The sequence below is a fragment of the Alienimonas chondri genome (genome assembly GCF_013036045.1).
Classification (GTDB): Bacteria; Planctomycetota; Planctomycetia; order Planctomycetales; family Planctomycetaceae; genus Alienimonas; species Alienimonas chondri.
In genome coordinates this window covers 1-23,163 of the sequence record NZ_WTPX01000013.1, presented here as the reverse complement: position 1 = coordinate 23,163, position 23,163 = coordinate 1, and the positions used below count along the sequence as shown (strand labels likewise).

At 66.4% G+C, this 23,163-nt stretch carries 13 protein-coding genes and 2 pseudogenes; 7 read left to right on the top strand and 8 right to left on the bottom strand.

Features of this window, described 5'->3' with window-relative positions; genetic code table 11:
• Positions 1-239: 239 nt before the first annotated feature.
• Both LzC2_RS03525 and LzC2_RS23005 read right to left on the bottom strand, forming a co-directional pair.
• Positions 240-1,097 (bottom strand): annotated as a pseudogene (locus tag LzC2_RS03525) (IS3 family transposase); the annotation flags it as partial.
• Between the two features lie 76 nt (positions 1,098-1,173).
• Positions 1,174-1,392: pseudogene (locus LzC2_RS23005) on the bottom strand (transposase); the annotation flags it as partial.
• Between the two features lie 456 nt (positions 1,393-1,848).
• Here LzC2_RS23005 and LzC2_RS03520 point away from each other — a divergent pair.
• The 3 genes from LzC2_RS03520 (at position 1,849) to LzC2_RS03510 (ending at position 9,604) form a co-directional block, all read left to right on the top strand.
• Complete coding sequence (locus tag LzC2_RS03520; protein ID WP_171183842.1) at positions 1,849-3,624, top strand: DUF262 domain-containing protein; 1,776 nt, start codon at positions 1,849-1,851, stop codon at positions 3,622-3,624.
• A 537-nt stretch (positions 3,625-4,161) separates the two neighbouring features.
• Positions 4,162-5,508, top strand: a complete 1,347-nt coding sequence (locus LzC2_RS03515; protein WP_171183839.1) for a hypothetical protein — start codon at positions 4,162-4,164, stop codon at positions 5,506-5,508.
• 325 nt (positions 5,509-5,833) lie between these two features.
• Entirely contained in the window at positions 5,834-9,604 is a 3,771-nt protein-coding gene (locus tag LzC2_RS03510; RefSeq protein ID WP_171183837.1) for a hypothetical protein, read from the top strand.
• A gap of 96 nt (positions 9,605-9,700) precedes the next feature.
• On the opposite strand, the gene LzC2_RS03505 is transcribed toward LzC2_RS03510, so the two are convergent.
• From LzC2_RS03505 to LzC2_RS03490, 4 genes are all read right to left on the bottom strand, one after another.
• On the bottom strand, positions 9,701-12,832 hold the full coding sequence (locus LzC2_RS03505) for a type I restriction endonuclease subunit R (protein WP_171183835.1): 3,132 nt from the start codon (positions 12,830-12,832) through the stop codon (positions 9,701-9,703).
• A gap of 334 nt (positions 12,833-13,166) precedes the next feature.
• Complete coding sequence (locus LzC2_RS03500) at positions 13,167-14,066, bottom strand: hypothetical protein (RefSeq protein WP_171183833.1); 900 nt, start codon at positions 14,064-14,066, stop codon at positions 13,167-13,169.
• A complete protein-coding gene (locus tag LzC2_RS03495) occupies positions 14,063-15,403 on the bottom strand; it encodes a restriction endonuclease subunit S (RefSeq protein WP_171183831.1) in 1,341 nt (446 codons plus the stop codon). Before LzC2_RS03495 ends, LzC2_RS03500 begins: the two co-directional genes overlap by 4 nt.
• The gene (locus LzC2_RS03490; protein WP_171183829.1) at positions 15,400-16,929 is read right to left on the bottom strand and encodes a class I SAM-dependent DNA methyltransferase; all 1,530 of its coding nucleotides are present in this window, start codon (positions 16,927-16,929) and stop codon (positions 15,400-15,402) included. The genes LzC2_RS03495 and LzC2_RS03490 overlap by 4 nt, the downstream gene beginning before the upstream one ends.
• Before the next feature lie 1,023 nt (positions 16,930-17,952).
• Here LzC2_RS03490 and LzC2_RS03485 point away from each other — a divergent pair.
• From LzC2_RS03485 to LzC2_RS03470, 4 genes are all read left to right on the top strand, one after another.
• Entirely contained in the window at positions 17,953-18,303 is a 351-nt protein-coding gene (locus tag LzC2_RS03485; protein WP_171183827.1) for a helix-turn-helix domain-containing protein, read from the top strand.
• Positions 18,304-18,829: 526 nt separating this feature from the next.
• Positions 18,830-19,729 (top strand): hypothetical protein, encoded by a 900-nt coding sequence (locus tag LzC2_RS03480; RefSeq protein ID WP_171183825.1) that lies wholly within the window; start codon positions 18,830-18,832, stop codon positions 19,727-19,729.
• The gene (locus LzC2_RS03475; protein WP_171183823.1) at positions 19,726-20,319 is read left to right on the top strand and encodes a hypothetical protein; all 594 of its coding nucleotides are present in this window, start codon (positions 19,726-19,728) and stop codon (positions 20,317-20,319) included. The genes LzC2_RS03480 and LzC2_RS03475 overlap by 4 nt, the downstream gene beginning before the upstream one ends.
• A gap of 258 nt (positions 20,320-20,577) precedes the next feature.
• The gene (locus LzC2_RS03470; RefSeq protein WP_171183820.1) at positions 20,578-21,777 is read left to right on the top strand and encodes an McrC family protein; all 1,200 of its coding nucleotides are present in this window, start codon (positions 20,578-20,580) and stop codon (positions 21,775-21,777) included.
• A 724-nt stretch (positions 21,778-22,501) separates the two neighbouring features.
• Here LzC2_RS03470 and LzC2_RS03465 read toward each other — a convergent pair.
• Together LzC2_RS03465 and LzC2_RS03460 are read right to left on the bottom strand one after the other, a co-directional pair.
• Positions 22,502-22,927 (bottom strand): hypothetical protein, encoded by a 426-nt coding sequence (locus tag LzC2_RS03465; RefSeq protein ID WP_171183818.1) that lies wholly within the window; start codon positions 22,925-22,927, stop codon positions 22,502-22,504.
• A 38-nt stretch (positions 22,928-22,965) separates the two neighbouring features.
• A partial coding sequence (locus LzC2_RS03460; RefSeq protein WP_171183816.1) for a hypothetical protein occupies positions 22,966-23,163 on the bottom strand: 198 nt, incomplete at its 5' end.

Genomic DNA, 23,163 nt, shown 5'->3' with positions numbered 1-23,163 from the left:
GCATATGTCGAGCGGCTAAGAGTCGCTATCGTCAGTCAATTTGTTGCAATGCGGAATTGTCGCGAGGTTTGGCGCGGCACTGTCTGAACTCGGCACTTTATCGCGCACGCGAAAGTTCTTGATTATCGGGACTTCCCGCACGGTAATGACACGTTAGGGGGATTCATACGCGGACGTCCAGGAGGTATTGGTCTGCCCCCAGAAACTGATCCAGTCGCTATGAGAGCGGGTTGGGGTGGTCAGGACGTGCGAGGCGTCCATTCGGCCTCCGGCCTCATTCCCGCCCCGCACGTCCGCGCGAACGCCGCCGGGGTCACGTACCCGAGCGAACTGTTCGGTCGCGTTTCGTCGTACTCACGCTGCCAAGAGCTCGTCAAAGCCCGAGCCTCCCGCAGGCCGCCGAACTCCTCCGCGGCCAAGAACTCGTCCCGCAGCTTGGAGTGAAAACTCTCCGCGTCGCCGTTCTCCCACGGCGAGGCCGGAGCGACGTACAGCGTGTCGATCTGCAACCGCTCGGTCCATCGCCGGATCGCCTTCGCCGCGAACTCCGGGCCGTTGTCGCTGCTGAGATGGTTCGGAGCGCCCCGCTGGCGGAACAACGCGGCCAGCGTCTCGATCAGATCTTCTGCGGTGACGCTCCGGCCGACCTCCAGTGCCAGGCATTCCCGCGTGAATCCGTCCACGATCGAGAGCCACTTCAGCGTCGTTCCGCCGGTCGTCCGGTCGAAGGCGAAGTCCCAGGCCCACACGTCGTTCCTCCCCGCCGCCTGCCGGCGATGACAGGCGTTGGCCGACGAACCGACCCGGCGCTTCTTGGCCTGCTGTCGCGGAACCCGGAAGCCCTCCCGACGCCAGAGCCGGTACGTTCGCTTGGCGTTCAGCCGGAAGCCTTCCGCCCTCAGCAACGCGCCGATCCGGCGATACCCGTAGCGCGGGTGTCGTCGCACCAACGCATGCATGCGTGTGAGCAGCCGCCCCTCGTCGGACTTGGGCGTCGATTCGTACCGCTGGCTGCTGCGATGCTGGTCGACGACCCGACAGGCCCGCCGCTGCGACACGGCGAACGACTTCGCCAGATGTACGGCGGCGGTCCGTTTCCGCGAAGGGCCGCCAGTTTCCCGAGGCGAGTTCCTTGAGCATCGCCTTGTCGAGTTCCGCTTCGGCCAGCAGCTTTTTGAGCCGGGCGTTCTCGATTTCGAGTTCCCTGAGCTTCTTCGCCTCCGTGGCCTTCATCCCGCCGTACTGGTTTCGCCAGCGGCAGTAGGTCGCCTCGGTGACTTTGAGCGCCTGCAGCACGGCCGCCAGGTCGCGGCCCGCGTTCAGCATGGCGTCCGCGTCCCGCAGCTTGCGGACGATCTCCTCGGGGGTGTGCCGTTTGCGTCGCTTGGTCATGGTCGAATCTCCATGCCGATGTCATCGGCTCGAGACTCTCACAACCGCCGGACCAGTTTCCGGGAAGCAGGCCAACCTCGCCGCTCAGTCGCAGGTCAACTGCGACGCGTATCGGGTCAACGACGCACCGGTCTTGTCACGCCGCCCACGAGTGCCCGCCACAGCGCCCTAAAGGGGATCGGCAACACGATGTCGGGGCACATGCGGCTCCAGACACTGCGGCTCGTTGACCGAGGGATGTTGGCGGCTTAACGTCGCCGCTTCGCCTGAGCGATCAAGCGGGGGATTCGTCAAACAGCCTGGAGCCAGCGTCTCCTACATCGGACGGACTCCTTTCCTCGGCTGTGTTACGCGGGGCGATCCCCAAGATCACGAACCTTCACCGGATGGGACGGGACTTCACTAGATGGCGCGGGCAACGCAGAACAACCCGTCTATTTCCTAGAACGCACGCGAATGTACCAGACCGGCGGCACCATCAAGGAAACGCTCGAGGCGGTTCAGCAGACGAAGTACGTCCTTCCGGCGATCCAGCGCGAGTTCGTCTGGAAACCGGAGCAGATCGCCCGGCTGTTCGACAGCCTGATGCAGGGCTATCCCTTCGGCACGTTCCTTTACTGGAAGGTCGACGCGGCAAACAGCGACAAATACAAGTTCTATTCGTTCGTCTGCAACTACCACGAACGTGACGACCCGCACTGCCCCCAGCTCCCCGTTTTCCACGGCACCGAGCTCACCGCCGTGCTGGACGGCCAGCAGCGGCTCACCGCGCTGAATATCGGACTTTGCGGCTCGATGGCTTGGCGGCTCCCGTATAAGTGGAAAAGTAACCCGAACGCCTATCCCGAGCGACGCCTCTATCTCGACCTGCTGGCAGACCGGGACGACGCGGACGAGACGGGCGAGAAGTTCCGCTTCGAGTTCCTGACGGAAGAGCGTGCGGCGTCAAAGAACGAGGATGAGTGCTGGTTCAAGGTCAGCGACATTCTCGGGATGGAGAGCGGCCCGCCCATGCTGGATTGGCTGAGCGACCGACTCCCGCAGAAGAAGTCCACCCAGGCGTTCAAAGTCCTGCACCATCTCCACCGCGTCGTTCACGATCAACACCTGATCTCGTACTACGAGGAGAAGAGCCAGAATCTCGAGAAGGTGCTCAACATCTTCATCCGCATGAACAGCGGGGGGACCGTTCTGTCTTACTCCGACCTGCTGCTGTCTATCGCCGTCGCCCAGTGGTCCGGGGACGCCAGGAAGGAGATTCACGACCTAGTGGACGAACTCAACGCGACGGGCGAGGGGTTCGCCTTCTCGAAGGACCTCGTCTTGAAGGCCGGTCTGATGCTGGCGGACATCGGCAGCGTGAATTTCCAGGTGCAGAACTTCAACCGGGAGAACATGGAGATCCTCGAACGGCGATGGCCGGACGTGAAGCGGTCCCTGAAGCTGGCGGCGCAACTGCTCGCCGCCTTCGGATTCAACGAGAAGACGCTCCGGGCCGACAGTTCTGTGCTGCCCCTCGCCTACTACCTCCGCCACCGGAAACTCGACGAGAAGTACCTGTCCCACAGCAAGTACGACGAGGACCGGGCGGCGATCCGCACGTGGTTGATCCGCAGCCTGCTGAAGGCGTCCGGCATCTGGGGCAGCGGCCTCAGCACGCTGCTGACGGCGATCCGGGACACGATCAAAACTCACGGTTCGGAGAGCTTCCCCGCCCGCAAGCTGTACGAAGACATGGCGAAGCGGGGCAAGTCGCTTCACTTCGCCGAGGAGGAGATCGACGAACTCGTCGAGATGCGGTATGGGGACAAGCGGCTGTTCTCTCTACTCACCCTGCTGTTCCCGTTCGTCGACGTCACCCATCATCACTTTCACGTCGATCACGTCTTTCCGAAATCCCGCTTCACGAACGCGAAGCTGAAGAAGGAGGGGGTGCTCGAAGAGGACGTCGACGAGTTCAAAGAGATGGCGGACTCGCTGCCGAATCTCCAACTGCTCGAAGGTGCCGAGAACGTCGAAAAGCAGGCGTCGATGCCTTCGACTTGGATGGACGGCGCGATGTCCGCTCCCGCACGCACCAACTACTGCGACAATCATCTTCTCGGCGTGGTCCCGGAGACGCTGACCGATTTTCGAACGTTTTATGACGCTCGCAGGGACGCCCTCCGCTCGCGGATTGTCCAGCTTCTCGCCACCAGAGAGACCGACGCACCGCCCCCAGCGGAGGTCTGAGGAGCGTTCCCGCCGGCACGGCGGCTCTGACACAACGACGCCCGTCGGCCGAACAGCTCGCGATTTTCCCATCGAAGCGGCCGTCGCCGCCCCGTTCAATTTCGACGATGACGGTCGCCGGAGCCGCGGTCAGTGCATTGACGATCGGCGTGCGGAGGCCGACGCCCTGGGTCGGTTCCGCGGTCTCGATCGTGCCCAAGAGGGCGTACCGGGCGTCGCTGTCATACCGAGCGTGATGCGGCCGCTCCTTCCACCAACCGCCCGTCGGGACGACGGCGACGCGACCGGCGTCGGCAAGTTCCTCGGCCGACCCGTGCCACGTGTCGGAGTGCAGAGGTCCCCGCCCGACCGACCACCTACGTCGATCCTCCCCGGCCCGGGAGCGGTCCTCCTCCTCGACACCCTCCCAACTGCCCCGCTTGGCGAAGTTCGCCGCGATCTCGGCCAGCAGGCAGCGAGGTACGTCTTCGCTATCATGACGCAGCGGCTACACAGACGCAGCGACTTCCCCCAACGACATTCCGAACAGCTATGGGAGTGCTCCCCCTCGAACGTGCTATTCAGGACGAGATCTGGAGCCGTCGCGACAACTTCGGGGATCTATTGCTCGATTTACCGGGAGAAGGCGACCCGCACACGAACGATGAGCTGCCGTTCGTCGCCGATCTATTGCGGTCTGTGCAGCGTCGGCGGGGATTGCATAAGGCCACTTCCCTTTGCGAACTCTCACTATTTGGGAACGAAGTCCCGCTTGGGTTTACTCGTCGCCGCCCAATCCGGGCCGATTTTCTCGCCCATACGCCTGGGGAATCTGGGCTGACCGTCGTGGAACTGAAGCGGAGCGACAAGACAGCCCGGCAGGCGTTGACCGAAATGCTTGCATACGGGCAGTGGCTTACTACACGTTTTCCGCCGATGTCGACCGCGGACATCGATTATCTGCTAATCTCGCCGATGAACGCGAGCATCGTGCGGGAGGCGGTCTTGCACACGTCGCTGTTCGACCGCAAGACGATCCACTGCCTCGTGCCTGAATTGGGCACGCCGGGCGACATCTCAACATTGAAACTGCGATACTGGCCGCCCCCGGACGATGCCTTCGGCAGAATCTCCGCGCAGGCATTCGACGCTGCGGGCATCGGCATCAGGCAGATCGCTTGGCGGGGGGCGCAGCGGGTCTGGTGTGGTGACGAGCAGTGGGAGCGAGACAACCGTCCCGCCGTCGCTCGGAGAATGGGACAAGTGGTGAGCCTCGCGGCGCAGCTGATGGAGAACGCGAATATCCACGGTTTCTGCTTTGCCAGCCGCTACCCTCAAGAACTGAACTTGATGTTCCCGAACGTGCTGACAATCGGCGCGATCAATCCGTATCGCGCCGCCCGGGCACACGCTTGGAAGTCGATTGTGCAGAATCATGGCGATCGCTTCGATCCGGAAGAGCACGTTCCGGACGCGGCATCGGATCCATTGAATTTCAGTAACTTCATACCCGGACTCAAGGACGATCACGCCGATCTTTCAGGACAACCGCTGCATGAGGCGGAAACCATGTGGGATATGGAGTTATACCGTCTCGGAAAGCGCGTCGTCGAAGCGGCACTCGTCACTCCCGGAACGACTTCTGTCGAGGAAAGGTGGTCCGAAACAAGCGGGATGCATTTGGGGGCCATGCTCGCTTCACCGCTTGAGTACGGTTTGCGTGAAAGGTTCGAGGCTCGAACGACCGGCATCGTACGCGACCTGATGATCGAGCATTTGACCCGTACTTCGAGTGACGACCCTCTCGCCGTGGCGGAGTTCGACGCGCCTGTGCTCGACTCGGTTACGAGCATTGAGAAGGTGCTTAGATTTCTAGAAGAGATGTACGAAACCGCCGATCTGTAAGACTTCTTGATCCGTTTACGGGTCGAGCTATACCGTCTGTCGCCTCTTAGGCCGACAGCAGCCGCCCCCCTGCTCCAAGGAACAGCAGCTCTGCTCCCCGACGCCATGGCGCCAGCGCGACGACGCCATGGCGCCAGCGCGACGACGCTCACCTCTCGGGAAGACTACACCCCCGGCCGCAGGTAAAGGCGATCTTTTGGAAAGGCTCGTCTCCAAGACCACGTCGCGTAGCGCTTCCACTTAAATGCAGCCTGCTCGGCGCTTGGCCCAAAGGCGATCGCCAGCGGCGGCGTACCTCTATCTGAAACGTTTAAGCGGGACGCAGATGCAACCGATCCGTGCCGAGGACCTCGAACGCTGGGCGGGCGGCACGCTCGAACCGCGTGGCCTGTTGCCGGAGTTGGTCCGACGGCTCGTGCACGGGACCACGCGCGAGGCGACCCGCGTCGACTTTCCGGCTGAGAAGAGCGTCGGTAAGGGCGGCTGGGACGGGACGGTCGTCACGCCGACCGCCAACGCCTGGGTGCCGGACCGCCTGAGCCGGTGGGAGATGGGGGTAGACGCCGAGGCGCAGGACAAAGCGACCCGCGACTACCGAAAGCGGACGCGGAACACGCCGAAAGCCGCCTGCGCCCGTGCACACTACCGTTTCGTCACTCCTCGACGGTGGAACGGTAAGACGGGGAAGGAAGCGTGGGCGGAGAAGCGAGCCGGCGACGGCTGGGCCTCCGTCCGCGTACTAGACGCCGACGACCTCGAACAGTGGCTGGAGAACGCCCCGGCGGCGGCGTTCTGGTTCGGCCGGCTGCTCGGCCGGTCCCCCGAGGCGACCGCTGTGAGCGACTACCTCCGCGACCTCGCGGAACTCACGCCCGTCCCACTGCCGCCGAGCGTTTGGCTGGCTGGGAGGAAAGGCATTCTGGACCACGTCGGACATTTTCTGCAAAGTCAGCCGGCGTCGATGGCGGTGGAGGTCGGGGCGACCGGGGATGGGTTCGAGGTTCTATGCGCCACCGTACACGAGGCCGGCGCGGGGGACCGGGCCCTCGTGCTGCCGACGCCCGCGGCATGGACCTCCGTGTCCCGGGCGGAGGCTCCGCTCGTCTTGCTGCCGCGGCCGGGGGTGCGGCCCGCGCCGGAGTCCGTTCGGCGGGCCGTGCGGGCCGGGCACCACGTCCTCCGGGCTGCAGTGGAGTTCGTCCGACCGGACATCGATGCCCTGCCGGTCCCTCGTGCCCGGCGCTATCGGCTCGCCGCGGCCCTCGAGGAGGCCGGGATGGACTCCCTGGAGGCCAAGAAGGCGGCGGAGCGGTGCGGCGGCAGCCTCACGGCCCTCCGTTTTCTGACATCCGAGGAGCCCGACGAGGCCCGCCCCGCTTGGGCAGACGCCCCGGCCTCGGTTGCCGCCCTGTGGCTCGGCGGGTGGGTCGAGGGATTTCCCGGAGACCGGGCCGCCGCGGACGAACTCGCCATCGCGTGCGGGGGCGACCCGCGAGACCTGGACGAGACGACCGCCCTGACCCGGGCGTCCGGCGGCGACGCCGGCGACCCGCTGCTGCTCTCGGTCGGGACCCACCGGCGGGTACTTTCGAAGATGCTCGGCTGGTTGCACCTGGCGCCGCGGACGGCGGCAGGGCTCGATGCGTTCCTCGCCCACGCAGCGGCGGCGTTCGCCGGGGCGGATGCCGCGGACCGCCCCGGCCCGCTGGTCGTCGTCGGCCCGCCGGAGATGATGCCGCCGAAGGTCGGGTACTCGGCACTTTTCGTGGAGCAGGCGGCGGACACGCTCGCGTTTCTGGCCGCCGAGGGCGAACGGACGCGGCTGCCGTTCGCGGACCGGTTGCCCCGACTGATCGACGCCGTTGTGCGGGAGGCACTGGCGCCAGGGAACTGGGAGCGGTGGGCCGGACTCGGCGGCGCCCTCCCGCTGCTGGCGGAGGCGGCCCCGAAGGCGTTTCTCGACGCCGTCGATCGAGACCTCGACGCCGAACCGTCGGCCGTCGCCGGTCTGTTCGAGAACACGGGGGCCGGGGGGCTTTCCGGCCGGTGCGAGTTCGCCAACCTGATGTGGGCGTTGGAAGCGCTCGCTTGGCGACCGGAGTACCTGTCCCGCGTCGTCCGTCTGCTAGCCCGCCTCGCCCCGCTGAAGGAGCGGTCCGCTGGGAACTGGGGCAACGGGCCCCTCGGATCGCTGCGGACGATCCTCTGCGAGTGGTGCCCGCACACCGCCGCCAAGCCCGCGGCTCGGCTGCGGGCGATCCGCGTCCTCGCCGGAGAGGAGGGGCCGGGGACGTGGCCGGCCTTGGTAACGCTGTTCGGGCACAAGGCTTCCGTCAGTCCCAGCCATGCGCCCACATGGCGGGAGTGGGCCGTGTCGGACGCGGAGCGGCGGCCGACGTACGGAGACCTCGCAGACCAGCAGGGCCTCGTAGCTGACGAGCTGCTGCGGCTCGCCGGCCGCGATCCTGACCGGCTTCTAAATTTGGTGAATGACCTGTACTGGATCCCGGAGGACCGGCTGCCGGCCCTCGCCGATCGGCTGCGGGAGGCGGCCGGGGACGCTGCGGACGACGACCGAGCGAGGCTGACCGAGGCACTCCGGGACCGACTGGCCCTTACCGCTCACGAGGACGGCGAAGACCCCCTCGGCCCCCACCGGCCAGACTTGAATGACGCGCTAGGCTCGCTGGAACCTGACGACCCCGCCGCCCGGCACGCTTGGTTATTCGGCAACTCGTTCATGATCTTTTACCGGCCCGACCAAGAACACGACGCCGCGCAAGCGGCACAAGCCGACGCGGAGGACGCGGCCATGGAGGAGGTGATCGCAGCCGGCGAGGACTGTCTGCAGTCCCTCATCACACGGTCCGTGCAACCGGACGCCGTGGGGAACGCACTGGCCCGTCGACCGGACGCCGCCGACTTCGATGCCGCTCTGCCGGCCGACCTCCGCGACGAGGATCCCGCCCGACGCAAGTTCGCGGCGGCGTTCGCCCGCCAGCGGTTTCGGTATTCCGGTTGGGCATGGGTGGACGACTTAAACCCCGCCGGGTGGCCGCCCCCCGCCCGCCTGACGCTGGCGCTCGCTCTGCCGGCGGGTCCCGAGACGTTCGACCGGGCGGAGGATTGGGGAATCGAAGTCGATTACTGGAACGCCGTACGCCCGTATGCGTTACCAACCACACAGGATGTGGCGGACCGGTCCATTCCACGACTGCTCGCCGCGGGCCGGGCCGGCGACGCGTTGAAGTACGTCGCGCGCGCGAAAGACCTTCAATTCGAGCCGGAACTGATGACGGAAGCCCTCACCAAGGCTGCCGATCTCGGGGCTGAGAGCGGCGACGGCTATTACATCGCCCAAGTTCTAGACCGGCTGCGCGACGCCGGAACGGACGCCGACCGCCTGGCGTGGTTTCAGTTTCAGTTCCTCCCGCTGCTGGAAAGGACATCGGAGCGGTTGCAAGAGCTGCTGGACGCCATTGTCTCCGACGCCGGCGTCCTAACGCAGTTGATCGCCGTCCGCTATCCCCGACGCGACGGAGTGCCTCACCCTGTGATCGATAAGATCCGCGATGGAGAGAACGGATTGCTCCCGAAAGGGCTGACGGACCGCGCGACTCGACTTCTGTACGACCTCGGCGAGGACGGACAGCCCTGCCCCGGATTCCCGGCCGGCCGGCCGGACGGGGACCTCCTCCGCAGTTGGATCGCGGAGGTCCGCCGCCTCGCAGCGAAGTACGGCCGGGCGGAGGCGGCGGAGTTCGTCCTCGGACGGCTGCTCGCCCGCAGCCCCGTCGGCGACGACGGGGCGTGGCCGCACGAAATCGTTCGCGACGTGCTAGAGGAGCAGTCGGACCCGGACGAGGACCCGCTGCTCCTCGGCTTCCAAACCGGGCATCGGAACCGCGGCGGCACGACCTGCCGCATGCCGGACGCCGGTGGGGCCCAGGAGGCATCGCTGGCGGAGCGACACCGGGTGTGGGCGGCCCAGGTCGAAAACGAACACCCCGTCGTGGCTGCAGTATTGAGGAGGCTGACGGACGACTACGTCCGCGACGCCCGGCGGGAAGACGCGGACGTGGAGTGGGGTTTTTAGCTCGACCGGGAGGACGAAGACCTTGCCAGGCTCATGCCGACCAAACGAGTGGGTCCGCTCCACCAGATCGAGCGGCGACCGACCGGGTCGGGCAGCCTACGCCGCCCAGTCGTCGCAAAGTCGGGCCGCCTGCTCCAGGACCAGCTCGGTCGCGGACGCTCGCAGGTCGGGCGGGTAGCCCCACGCTTTGAGAATCCTCTTTACCTCGATCCGGATCTTGGCTCGGGCTGATTCCCGGCGGTGCCAGTCGACCGTCACGCTCTTGCGGATGCGGCGGGTCAACTCCTCGGCGATCGTCTTCAGGTCGTCGTTCTGCATCGCCTCGCGGGCGGAGTCGTTCTCTGTCAGGGCGTCGTAGAAGGCCAGCTCGTCATCGGACAGACCCAGGCTCTCGCCTCGCGCTCGCCGCTCGCGGAACTCGCGGGCTTGGCCGAGCAGCTCCTGTAAGACCTCGTGGGTGTCGATCGCGCGGTTGTGGTAGGCGTTCATCGTCTGTCGCAGCTTGTCCAAGAGCGACTCGCTCTGCACGACGTTCCTTTTCGCCGTCGTCTTCGCCTCCCGCTCCAGCAGGGTTCGCAGCAGCTCGACGGCCAGGTTCCGCTCCGGCATCCGCTCGACCGTGCCGAGGAACTCGTCGGAGAGGATCGACAGGTCCGGCCGGTCCAGGCCGGCGGCGGAGAACACGTCCACGACCTCCCCGTCCGGGACCACCGCCTCCGACACGAGTTGTTTGACGGCGTGATCGAGATTCGCCCCGGATTGCCCCGCGGCCCCGGTCGTCTTCGCCACGGCTGTCGCGAGCAGATCGAAGAACGCGACCTCGTCCCGGATCTCGTCAGCGGTGCCGCTGGTGGCCGATAGGGCGAACGCCTTCTTGAGCTTGCCGACGGCGTCCCGGTAGCGGACCGCGCCGTCCTCCAGCCCGAATACGTAATCCTGGGCCGCCGCCGTCAGCTGAAACCGCTCGCTCGCGGAGCCGCAGGGCCAGGTAGAGTAATTGAACCCGTGGAGGATCCCGCGGACGATCTCGACGGCCTCCTGCAACAACTCCTCCGCTTCCGCCGCGTCCCGGCTGGGCGCCCCCTGCCCGCCGGCGCGGGTGTAGGTCTTGAGTGCGTCCCGAAGCTGGTCCGCGAGCCCCAGGTAGTCCACAACCAGCCCGCCGGGCTTGTCGCGGAAGACACGGTTCACCCGGGCGATCGCCTGCATCAGGGCGTGGCCCTTCATCGGCTTGTCGACGTACATCGTGTGCAGGCACGGGGCGTCGAACCCGGTCAGCCACATGTCCCGGACGATCACGATCCGGAACGGGTCCGCCGGATCTTTGAAGCGGCCGGCGAGCGTCTTCCGGGCCCGCTTCGTCCGAATGTGCTTCTGCCAGTCCGGGCCGTCACTGGCCGAGCCGGTCATGATCACTTTCACGATCGACTCTCGCTTCCGTTCCTCCTCCGGATCGTCTCCCGCGGCCCCCATCCACTCCGGGCGAAGCTTCACTAGGGCATCGTGCAGCTCGACGCAGATCCGGCGGCTCATGCCGACGACCATCGCCTTGCCGTCCATCGCCTCCAGCCGCTTCTCGAAATGGGTGATGAGGTCCGCGGCGATCACGTCGATCCGGTCCGAGTCCCCCACGACCGCCTCCAGTGCGGCCCACTTGTTCAGCAGCTTGCCCTTCCGCTCGTCCTCCTCGTCGACGGTCAGCAGGTCGAAGTCCGCGTCCAGCGTGTCGGACGCCGCCTCGTCGAGCCCCAGCTTGACCACGCGAGACTCGTAGAAGATCGGCTTGGTGGCCCCGTCCTCCACGGCCTGCCGCACGTCGTAGATCGAGACGTACTCCCCGAAGACCGCCCGGGTGTCGGCGTCGGTCGTTTCGATCGGCGTTCCGGTGAACCCCAGGAACGACGCCCCCGGCAATGCGTCCCGGAGGTTCCGGGCCAGACCGTCGATCAGGTCGTACTGGCTGCGGTGGGCCTCGTCGGCGACGACGACGACGTTCCGCCGCTCGCTCAGCAGGGGCATCGGCTCGTGCGACCGCTTTCCGGTCTCCGGGTCGCGGTCCTTGGCGAACTTCTGAAGCGTCGTGAACACGACCCCGCCGGACGCGACCCGCAGCTTGTCCCGCAGATCCTCGACGTCTTCGGCCTGCGCCGGCGACTGGTTACCGAGCAGATCCTCGCAGCGTTGAAACTGGCCGAACAGCTGATCGTCCAGGTCGTTCCGGTCGGTGAGCATCACCAACGTCGGATTCCCCATCGCCGGGTGCCGGGCGATCCGCCCCGCGAAGAACAACATCGAGAGGCTCTTCCCCGACCCTTGCGTGTGCCAGACGACCCCGCCGCGGCGGTCCCCGTCGGCCCGGCTGGCGGCGACGACCGCGTCCACCGCCGCCTCGACGGCGTGGTACTGGTGGTACTGGGCGAGGAGCTTGTGCACCTCCCCGGTGTCCGGGTCCTCCTCGAAGGCGGTGTAGTCCCGCACCAGGGCGAGCAGCCGCGTTGGCTCAAACACCCCGCGGATCAGCACGTCCATTTCTCCGCGGGACGGCGGCGGGTTCGTCTCGTCGGGCGGGGCCCCGTCCTCGAGAACCCGCCAGACCTTGAACCACTCCCACGGGGCCGTCAGCGAACCGCCCCGCGCCCCGGTCCCGTCGGTGATGACCTGCAGCGCGTTCCAGCGGAACAGCGACGGGATCTCCTGCCGGTAGGTGTCCAGATGATCGAATGCCGTTTCCAGCGTGGCCTTCTCGTCGGCGGGGTTCTTTACCTCGATCACGGCCAGCGGCAGGCCGTTGACGAACACGACCACGTCCGGCCGGCGGGTCGAGCGCTCGACGATCGTCAGCTGCCGCACGGCCAGCAGGTCGTTGTTCCCGGGCGTGTCGAAGTCCAGCAGGCGGACGTACTCGCCCGCCTCGGTCCCGTCGTCCCGCCGGCGCTCGACGGGCACTCCATCGACCAGCAGCCGGTGCGCCTCGCGGTTCCGGCCAACGAGCGTGGGGTCGTCCGTCCGCAAGGCCCGGCGGACGGCCTCCTCCCGCAGATCGGCTGGCACCTCCGGGTTGATCCGGTCCACCGCCGCCCGCAGCCGGTCTTCCAGGACGACCTCGCCCGGCCCGCCCCGCTCGCGGCGGTCGTCCAGCGTCGCCCCGTCGGTCGCGGCGTACCCGAGTTCGCCCAGCCACTCCAGGGCCAGCAGCTCGACGGTCTCCTCGTTGAAGGGGGCGGTCATCGGGCCCTGGCTCGGGAGATCAAAGATCGCGAAGGATCGCGAAAGCATCGCGCAATATCACGCAACGAACCGCAGGGGACGGTCTCGAACCGTGGGGGCAGGCTTAAATAACAACCCCCTGCCCGACAGAGGGTTACAGCTTCGCGGGTGGGGTTTGCGGGGTCAGACTGAAACAAGATCACGCCCCATGCTGGGAAGTGTCGGGCGTACTTCCGGGACTCGCCAGCCACCTGATCCGATTTGATCTGTCCCGCCTCGATGGCCACGACGTAGCCGAGTTCCCCCAGCCACTCTTGGGCCAGCAACTCGACGGTCTCCTCGTTGAACGGGGCGGTCACGCGGCGCCCCCCGCCCCGCCGTCCGGGAGCCAGCCGCACGCCCCCGGGACGAGGTCGCGACATTCCTCGAAGGTCGCCCAGCCGATCCGCCGCGCCAAAGCGATTACCTGTTCGGGGTCGCGGTGGGGCAGATCCTCCTTGAGCGCGTCGGGATTGTTCACGTACTCGCGAAGGAGCAGGCCGTAATGCCGGCTCCGCGGTCGCCGGCGGAACGTCTCCGGCGTCAGGAGCACGAAGTACCGCTCGTCGATCTCGTGCTTCAACGCCGCCTTCTCATCGAGGAGGATGTCGAGGTTCCGCGCGATCTGGTTCCGCAGCGGGTCGAAAGTCACGTGCGACGAAGAGTCGGAGAGCAGCTTCGCCTCGAAGACGACCGTCGCGGACTGCCCGGAGAGGACCCCGTCGGCCCGCGTGGCCCCCTCCAGCTTGGTCCGCCCGGCCGCGGCGTCGGAGATGTAGGGCACCAAGGCGACGCTCGCGTCCCGTTCGTCGTAACGCCGCCGCAGGGCTTCCCGGTAGACCTCCGGGCTATACAACCCGACCTCGAACCGGAGCGTCGAGTCTTCCCCGCCGACCTTCTCGGCCCACCCCCCGACGCGCTCGTCGCCCTGGGTGTGGGCGAACGCGCGGTCGAGGAGCGCCGGCATCGCATTGGCGTCATAAACGGCCTTGAGAGCCGAGACGGTCCACGCCCGCTCGTCACGCTCCAGTTGTCGCTCCCGCCGAACTTCAGGGGTCAGCGAGAAGCCGCCGGTCAGCCCCTCGAAGCGGCGGACGTAGGCGGTGAGGCGCCGGCTCGAATCGACGAGTTGGTTCAGGTGCTTCTCGTCCGCGAAGTGCCCCGTGAGTTCCTCCCGGGTGTACGGCAGGTATTTGGGGTGGATCACGTCGCTCATTCGGGGGCCTCCGTCAGTGCTTCAACATCGGGGACGGTCAGTTCGCCGGATAGCAGTTTGGGGAGCAGCGCGTCGCGGAGTTCGGCGAGGGTCGCGGACTCTTCTGAATTCGCCCGGATCAGGTCAAAGTACGGTTGGCACCGACGTCCGAATGCCTCCGCGACATCCTCGTCTGGCACAGCGATGCGGTAGCCGGAGAGCGAATCGGCCGGTACGCGCTGTCGGCCGCTCGAGCCGGTCATCTGCTGAATCGCGAACTGCCGGAACTCCGGGTCACGGGCGAGCAGGTACCCGAAGAACGTCGGGAGAGGGGGTTTCGGGCGAAGCACGAGGAACTCCGTCGATCCCCAGCCGACTTCCCCGTCCCGCAGGAAGTCGACGTAGGCGGTCTTGCCGTTCTCCAGGCATGGGGTGATCCTCGCCATGAGCGTGTCACCGTTCACGAATTTGGTGCCCGACGTAAACGCTCTCGTGGCCACTGCCGTGGGCCGGTGGCCCGCTGTCGGAACGTTCCGCATTTCCAAGTACGTAGCCGCCCGCTTCTTCTTGAGGGATCGTTTTGGATTGACCTCTACGGCTTCACTCATGGGCATCTGCCGCCACCCGTGGGGGACGAGCTCACCGTTATTGTGCTCGAATCCGTCCGGGAAGAGGGCGGCGGTGGCGTCGTCCAGGCCGTGGGGGCGGCGGCCGTCGAGCTTGGCCCGGACGGGGTCGAAGTCCACGAACCAGCTCCGAAACACCGCCCGCGCCGCCGCCTCCAACGTCGCGTTCTGCCGCTCTAGCAGCGAGATTTGCTTGTCGAAAGAACCTAGTACGCTTGCTATTTGTTCCTGCTTACACAGCGACGGGAGCGGAACATGCCACGCCTTTAATTGACCGAGATTGAAACCGGGCACGGACGTACCAATGCCGTTGGCTACAATCTCCTTCCTTACAGCGGGGCTAGAGAAGTAGTAGTACAGATACAAGCTGCTCGCTTTACGAGGATCCGGGGTCAGCTTCATCTGTTTATTGGAGACGATGTAGCGATCAAACCTGGAGTCGCCGGTTATCAATCCGACCTGGTCTATCGTGCCCCAGCAAGTGAACACCAGATCGCCGCGGCGGGCCGTCGAGCGGCCGAAGGTCTTTGCGAGATCCTCGTCAATGAAGACGAGGCCGTTTTCATTGAGTCGGATCCCTATCTCGGCACTGAGATTCGATCCACGGAGTACCGGGACACCGCACTCACGGAAGAAACGCGAGCCGATTTGCGATCCGAACGGCCCTGTTGCAAGCGAGGCTGGTACATCCGCAGCAAGGTCTTTAACGTGGATCGAATTCAGTTCGTTCATCGAGAGGTGGCGGTTAGCAGGTCCAGATTTTGTATGATCACCTTCTGTGTAGCTTGAGACTCAGCTATTTGGTTCTGAAGAGTCGCCTTTAGACGTTCTATCTTCTCCTCGAACGGCTCGTCGTCCTCCTCGGCGGCCTCCGCCCCGACGTAGCGGCCGGGGGTGAGGACGTGGCCGTGAGCGGCGATCTCCTCGGTCGTCGCCGACTTGCAGAAACCGGGGACGTCCTCGTACGCCATCTCCTCGTCGCCCCGCCACGCCTGCACGGTGGAGCCGAGGCGGGCGATGTCGTCGTCGGTCAGCTCCCGGTGGGTGCGGTCGGTCATCGCACCCAGTTTGCGGGCGTCCAGGAACAGCGTCTGTTTCTCCCGCCCCGGCGGCTTCCGGCGGGTGACGAACCAGAGGCAGACGGGGATCGGCGTGCTGTAGAACAGCTGCCCCGGGAGGGCGACCATCACGTCCACGAGGTCGGCTTCCACCAACGACTTGCGGATTTCCCCCTCCCCGGACTGCTGGGAGCTCATCGAGCCGTTCGCCAACACGAAGCCGGCCCGGCCGCCGGGGGCGGTGTGGTGGAGGAAGTGCTGGACCCAGGCGAAGTTCGCGTTCCCCTTCGGCGGCGTGCCGTACCGCCAGCGGACGTCATCTTCCTTGCGGTGCCAGTCGGAGTCGTTGAACGGCGGGTTGGCGATCACCACGTCCGCTCGCACGTCCTTGTGCAGGTCCTTCTTGAAGGTGTCGGCGTTCTCCTCGCCGAGGTCGCCGTCGATGCCGCGGATCGCCAGGTTCATCCGCGCCAGCCGCCAGGTGGTGGCGTTGGACTCCTGCCCGTAGACGGCCACGTCGCCGACGCGGCCGCCGTGCTCCTCGACGAACTTCTCGCTCTGGACGAACATTCCGCCGGACCCGCAGCAGGGGTCGTAGATGCGTGAGCCGGGGGTGGGGGCGAGGATCTCGACCAGCGTCGCCACCACGCACCGCGGCGTATAGAACTGCCCGCCGTTCTTCCCCTCCGCGGCGGCGAACTTGGTGAGGAAGTACTCGTAGACCCGGCCGAGCGTGTCCTTGCTGCGGGCCGCGGCGTCCCCAAGGGCGATCGTCCCGATCAGGTCGATCAGCGGGCCCAGCTCCACGCCGTCGTTCCCGCGGCGGGCGTACTCCTTCGGCAGCGCCCCCTTGAGCCGCTTCGGGTTGTCCCGCTCGACCGCCAGCATGGCGTCGTCCAGCCGCTTCCCAATGTCAGAGTCCCGGGCGTGGGCCTGGAGCTCCGCCCACCGGGCCTCCGCGGGCACCCAGAAGACATTCTCGGCGAGGTAGTAGTCGCGATCCTCCCGCTCGTCCTCGTCGAGAGAGTTATGCAGTTCCGCGAAGGCGTCGGAGACGTACTTCAGAAAGATCAGCCCGAGCACGACGTGCTTGTACTCCGCGGCGTCGACGCTCTTGCGCATCTTGTCCGCCGCCAGCCAGAGCGTCTCCTCGAACCCGAGGTTGGCGGCGGAGTCGGCCTTGGAAGTCTTCTTTGCCACGTTCGTCCTGCGTTCCGGGAGGGCGGGATGCTCCGACCGCCCCGGAGCGTACGGATCTCCGCCGACGGTGCGACTGAGTGCGAATCGAACGCTGGCCCGATATAATGGCCATTCGTCCACGTGCCTCCAGGCCGTCGGATCCCGACGGGGCGGCTGACGTCGGCGAACGCCCGAATCATTTTTCTAAACCCGAACACGGCAAAATCCGATGCCCTCTGATCGCCCCATGGATGGTAAAGAGCCAACTTCCGTGCGAATTGCGCTGGCCTGCGAACGGTCCCAAGTCTCCATTCACCTCGCAGTCAAAAGTGGGGACGGCGATGACAGCCATTGGCACATCACTATCCAGTGCCGCTCCGCCACTCGGGGTCTCGACGGCGGCGGGGAAGGAGCGAGGGTCAAAGAGCGGCGACCGACCGGCAGACTCCCGCCGGCCGAACCAGAGACCTACGGCCCGCTTCCCACGAAGGTCGCCGCAGCCATCCTCGGCGTATCTCCCCCCACCGTTTCGCGTTGGATTAGAGAAAACCTGCGTGAAGATTCGGACTCCTCATGGCCGGTCAGCCGGGAGGAGGGATATGCCCGCGGACATGTGTTGATCCATCAACATCAGATCGGCGGCGAAGTGAGAAGGCGACTGGAAGAGCATAGGGAGAAGACCGCGGAACGGTTTCGGAAGGCAGCGGGGCTATGACGAACTCTGCCGCTCGCTTGGGGTCCGAGGCCTGCTCTGGAGATCGAATCTAATTCGCTGGCCGCGGCCCCCTCTGTTCGACTTCAGCTGAAAAATAGCCACGCCGCAGCCTGACTACGACCTTCCGCCGATTTCGAGGCGTTGCTTGTTCTTCCTCGCCGACTCCGCGAGATGTCGGCGACACATGATTGATCGTCTGGCATCAGTCCCGGGATGAGTCTCGGATCGTCAAGGTACGTCAAATTGCGGGGACGGGCGACTGAGAGTCCCCAAATCAAGTCGTTCGTCGCAATGGTGGCCGTGTTCCCCAACGCGAACGGATACGGCTCATGCCTCCCAATTCACTGGTACCAGCTTCACTGCGCGATCCCGCCGCCCCGAGCGGCGACATCCTCAAGGCTCTCGACAGCTCCTTCACGCCCGCTCACGTGGCGGACCGGATGAATGTCCACATCGCGACCGTCTACCGGTGGATGGACCGCGGGGTCAACGGCGTGAAGCTCGCCTTCCTCAGGGCGGGCGGGCGTCAACGGCGGGTGCCGCGGGCGGATCTCGCAGCGTTCATCGTCGAGACGACCCGCCAAGCCCGGAGCGCGTCCCCCGAGCCGCCGCGGCCCGAACGTCGGCCCCATGCGGCCGCGGACGCCGCCGGCGGTGAACTCGCCGGAGCGGGGTGGTAGTCCCCCCTTGCCGTCTCGGCGACCTGATGAACTTCTGCGGGCATTCGCGATGAACGCGTTCGCCCACTCCGTCTTCACGCCCGCTTCTGTCAGTAGTGCAGAAACCGCTCCCGGGGGTTGCACCCCCCGGGGCGGTCGGTCGGGCATGCCGCCTCAGCGGCAAGAGTCCCCACACAGCATAATCACTTTACATCGTGACGACGCCTACGTCTGCGCTTCCCGACTGTCCCAGCGACAACCTGAACGCCGAGCAGGCGGTTCTCGGGGTCCTCTTGCAAAGTTTCGCGAAGCAGTCAAGCCGCGAGTGCCTTGAACGGGCCGTCGACGATTATTGCTACAAACCGTCTGTCGTTGCCCCGTCCGATATCGTCGACGACGTGCACGAACGACGTGAGGTGACGGCGTGGCTGCATGAAGTTTGCCGCGAGGATGAGTCTATGCGGCACGGCAGCGAAGCTGGCATGCCGCGAACGTCCAGCCAGTCTGCGATGGTCTCCCCGCGTCGGCAGATGGGAGGGGCAGAATAATGGCCGGCGAGTGGATCAAGATGCGGACCGACCTGTGGGACGACCCCCGCGTAGGCGACCTCTGCGTCGAACTGGACGTGTCGGAGGCGCTCGTCTGCGGCGGCCTGTTCCGCCTCTGGGCGCTTGCAGACTCGCACACCCAAGACGGCGTCCTGCCGTTCCGGTCGGCGGCTGCCTTGGATCGCAAAATTGGAATCGACGGGTTTGCCGCTGCGGTTCAGTCCGTGGGTTGGCTGGAGATCGGCGAGTCTGACATCCGCATTGTCCGGTTCGACGAACACAACGGCGCCTCCGCCAAAAAGCGAGCGGCCGACGCGAAACGGGCCTCCAAGAAAAGGGGAAAGGTCGCACAGAAAGCGAACGACCCCGCAAGCGATCGCGGAAACGTCCCGAAAACGTCGCAAGCGACGCGACGGAATACGGACGGAGATGCGACGAAAAGCGAACCAGAACTAGAACCAGATACGGGGGAGGAATCCCCCGTAGCCCCCTCTTGTCCGACGACGGCTCTCGCCGCCGCCGAACCGCCTACAGAGATGGTGTTCCCGACGACCGGGAAGGGAGCAAAGGAGTGGGCTCTGACCGAAGCGAAGCTCGCCGAGTACGTCGAAGCGTACCCTGCGCTGGACGTACCGGCGGAGATGCGAAAGGCCCGGCAGTGGTGCCGGGACAATGCACCGAAGCGGAAGACCGCTAAGGGCATGCCGGCGTTCCTCACAAGATGGCTGAACCACGCTCAGAACTCCGGGCAGGGACGGGCGAACGACGCGCCCGCCGTACCCCGGATTCAGCAGGGGAAGACCCCGGGCGACTTCGCGGCGTGGGCATCCCGAGACGGCCCGCTGTCCCTCCCTCCCAATCTCGACCCGCCGCGCCTCATTTCATCATCAGACCCATGACCGACGTCGCCAAGCCGCCGATCCCAACTGAATTGTCTGTCGCTCCCCCGGTGACGAGAGGGGAATTCGCGAGTGTGATGGCGTATCTCGGCTCCGCTATCCCCGGAAAGGCTCCATCGGCCACACCACCGGGTGACGGCCAACCGTCGCCGATGGACGCTTGGTGGACCGCTCTGCACGATTTGCCGGCTGACGCTCTGAGAGCCGCGGTGAAGCGATTCATCATGACCGCCGACGGGAACGACTGGCCGACCCCGGGGACGATCCGGCAGATGGCCGTTGAATTCCGCGACGGACGCCCGGAGAGTTCGCAGGAGACCGTCGGCCGCATCTTCGAAGCTGTACGCCGCTTCGGCATCTACGAGCCGGAAAGCGCAAAGAAATTTATCGGACCGTTAGGCTGGGCCGCAGTGAAGAACTGCAACGGGTGGGCATGGTGCTGCGAACTGAAAAGCGAAAATCGCGGGATCTATGCCGCCCAGCTTCGCAAGGCTGTCGAGGCACTTCGGGAGCGTGAACTTGAAGCGTCGTTGCTGCCGACGGAGCTCATCCCCCCCGTCAGATCACCCTCGCATTCGCCCGTCGCCTGACTGTTCCTTCTATGTCCGTTGCGACTATGCAATTTGGGGCGGTGAGAGCTCGTCGCCTCGGCCGAAGTCCTCCTGAAGAAGAATGCTAGGGACCGGGATCTCAAAAAACGTTCCGCTATTGGGGCCGAGAATTCGTGAGCGAATCTGCCGCCCTCACCCTTTCCGAGTGGGAAACGGCCACGCCGGAGACACGCGACGTCTTGCGGGATCGGTTTCTAGACGGCGACGGTTGCCGAGGAGCTCGATCGATCCCGCCGCTTGCGGTTCACGGAACTGCAGGGCGAGTTGCGGATCGCCGCCAGATCGCATGTCGGCCGGGCGCGGGTCGGGGATCTGACGGTCACCGTGCTCCCGAAGATCGAGGCGGGCTCCCTGCTGCGGCTGCACCGTTACGCCCACAGCTTCCGCCGGCTGAAGCTGCTCTCCGAGGCCGAACACCTCGTCGAGCGCTGCGGGTTCGAGGACCTGCTGGTTCTGCAGCTGAACGCCGAGGCCCGGGAACTGATCGCCCGCGGCCTGCGGCGTGAGGCCGTCGGGCGGACCGAACCGCTGGCCTCCCCGCGGGGCCGGATCGCCGTCGACCGGCTGGCCCGCTCCGGCGGGCTGGCGACCGCCGCGTTGCCCTGCCGGCACTTTCCCAGAACCGAGGACGTGCCCCTCAACCGGGTCCTGCTGGCCGGTCTGCGGTTGGCGGGGGACGTGGCGAGTCTGCTCGAACTGCGGCGGGACTCCCGCCGGTTGGCCGCCCAGTTGGAGGAACACGTTGCCAGGGTCCAGCTTGATCTAACGACGGTAGAGCGGGCCGAGGCCCGACTGAACCGGCTGTCGACCGCTTACGGACCGGCGCTGGGGCTGATCCGGCTGCTGGTCGAGGGCCGGGGCGTGTCGCTGGAGGGGCGGGCGTCGACGACGCTGTCGGGCTACCTCTTCGACATGAACGCCTTCTTCCAGGCCCTGCTCTCCCGGTTCCTGCGAGACAACCTGCCGGCGGACTGCACGCTGCGGGACGAACAGGGGCTCACCGGCCTGTTGCGGTACGCCCCGGGCTTCAACCCGCAACGCCGTCGCCGGCCGACGCCCCGCCCGGACTACGCCGTGTTGCCGAAGGGCGAGCCGCCCTTCCTATTAGACGCGAAGTACCGCGACCTGTGGGAGAAGTCGCTGCCGCGGGAGATGCTGTATCAGTTGGTCGTTTACGCCCTCAGTCAGCCGAAACGCCCCCGGGCCGCCATCCTTTATCCCACGTCGAACCCGGCGGCCCGGGTGGCGAAGATCGACGTGGCCGATCCTCTCTCCGGCAATCCGCTGGGCCGAGTCGACCTGCGGCCGCTGAAGCTTGAGCGGATTGAAACGCTCGTCGCGATGGATACGCCCTCCGCCCGAAGGGACCGAGGGACTCTGGCCCGGCAGCTGGCCTTCGGAGACGACGGCGGGACGCTTCCTGAAGGCTCAACGTAGACCGCCCGCAATGTGCGAACCTGAAGTACGCACAAGAGCGTCCGGTCTGCCGTGCCGGCCAGTTCGATCATGGCCGGCCGGAAGGCGTCTGAGCGAAACCGCGAACGGCAGGGTGCCCCGGCCGGGTTTTGCTTGGAGCCTCCGCCCGACGTGCACTCGACACGGGCCCGGCGGGGGAGCGTCGCGATCGGTCGGACACCCGGGATCCTTCAGGGTTCTCGGGGCAACGGGTCGGCCAAGCCCGCCGTCGCCGCGAACCCGTCTCAGCCGGTTCAATCGTGCGGCCGCGGGGGCGCTCGGCGGGCCCCCGTGAAGGCCCCGCCGGGCAATTTCCGGGCTTGTCGCATCCGGCATCGTTTTGGGGCCACGCCGGGGGTCGTCGTACGGAACAGCTACGAATTACGGGCTTTCGGCCCGTTTTTTCGCTTCCAAACATGTATCGCCAGGGCGGCGTCGGGGCTAAAAGAGGCCCCCCGATAGTCCGGGGGGCCGGGCCGGGGGGCCGTCCTCACCGGCGGCGGGGCCGGCGGGTGACCGCGCCGACCGCCGCCAACGCGACGGCGGTGCGAATCACCAGCCGGGCGGCCGGGAGGACGAAGGGGCTCAGAAACCGATTCATATCGGAAACTCCGGAAGGGGGGACGGAGGTGTCAGGGCGGCGGGAACGCGACGACCCGCGACCGCCCCCGCCGGGACGGCCAAGGGGGAAAGAGAGCCGAACGGGTCAGCGGCGGTCGCCGGCCCGCTCCTTGAGGCCGTCGATCAGGCCGGACGCCTGTCGGCGGGAGAGGTCGGCGGCGTCGGTGACGCCGAGGCGCCGCAGTTCGGCGGCCAGGTCCGCTCCCGCCCGGCGGGCGAAGGCGTGCAGGGCCCGCACCTGCTTCGGCGTGCTCGGCGGGTCGGACGGGGAACGAGACGCCGGCACCCTCTCGGGCAGGCGGGCGGGACCGCCGCCGGACTCGGCGACGCCCAATTCGGCGTCGACGGCCCGGCGGACCACCCCGAAGCACCCGCGGATCTGACGCCGCAGCCGTTCGGGGTCTTTGAGCAGCTCGGCGCTCAGTTCCACCTCCAAGTGGACTTGGGCTCCGCGGCTGCCGTAGTCCGGCTGGCCGATCTTGCGGCTCAGGCCGCAGTTCATCTTCAGCATGGGTCGTACCTCCTGTGGGTTGAGGAAAAGGGAAACGGTCAGGCGGCGAGGTCGCCGAGCCGCTTGAGGTTGCCGAGGGCGGCGGAGACTTCGCGGTCCCGCTTCTTCAGGCGGCGGAGGTCCGCCGAGAGCGAGCGGGCCTGAGCGGCGGCGTCGGAGAGGGTCGTCGACAGGGCGGCGGTCCGTTCGAGCAGCGCCTCGGGGGCGGGGGCGTCGGACTTGGAGCGGGACACGGC

Excerpts from the sequence above, each read along its gene's own strand:
- LzC2_RS03465 (WP_171183818.1), bottom strand. The coding sequence starts at position 22,927 with ATGCTGAAGATGAACTGCGGCCTGAGCCGCAAGATCGGCCAGCCGGAC.
- LzC2_RS03520 (WP_171183842.1), top strand. The coding sequence starts at position 1,849 with ATGTACCAGACCGGCGGCACCATCAAGGAAACGCTCGAGGCGGTTCAG.
- LzC2_RS03500 (WP_171183833.1), bottom strand. The coding sequence starts at position 14,066 with ATGAGCGACGTGATCCACCCCAAATACCTGCCGTACACCCGGGAGGAA.
- LzC2_RS03505 (WP_171183835.1), bottom strand. The coding sequence starts at position 12,832 with ATGACCGCCCCCTTCAACGAGGAGACCGTCGAGCTGCTGGCCCTGGAG.
- LzC2_RS03495 (WP_171183831.1), bottom strand. The coding sequence starts at position 15,403 with ATGAACGAACTGAATTCGATCCACGTTAAAGACCTTGCTGCGGATGTA.
- LzC2_RS03475 (WP_171183823.1), top strand. The coding sequence starts at position 19,726 with ATGACCGACGTCGCCAAGCCGCCGATCCCAACTGAATTGTCTGTCGCT.
- LzC2_RS03485 (WP_171183827.1), top strand. The coding sequence starts at position 17,953 with ATGCCTCCCAATTCACTGGTACCAGCTTCACTGCGCGATCCCGCCGCC.
- LzC2_RS03480 (WP_171183825.1), top strand. The coding sequence starts at position 18,830 with ATGGCCGGCGAGTGGATCAAGATGCGGACCGACCTGTGGGACGACCCC.
- LzC2_RS03510 (WP_171183837.1), top strand. The coding sequence starts at position 5,834 with ATGCAACCGATCCGTGCCGAGGACCTCGAACGCTGGGCGGGCGGCACG.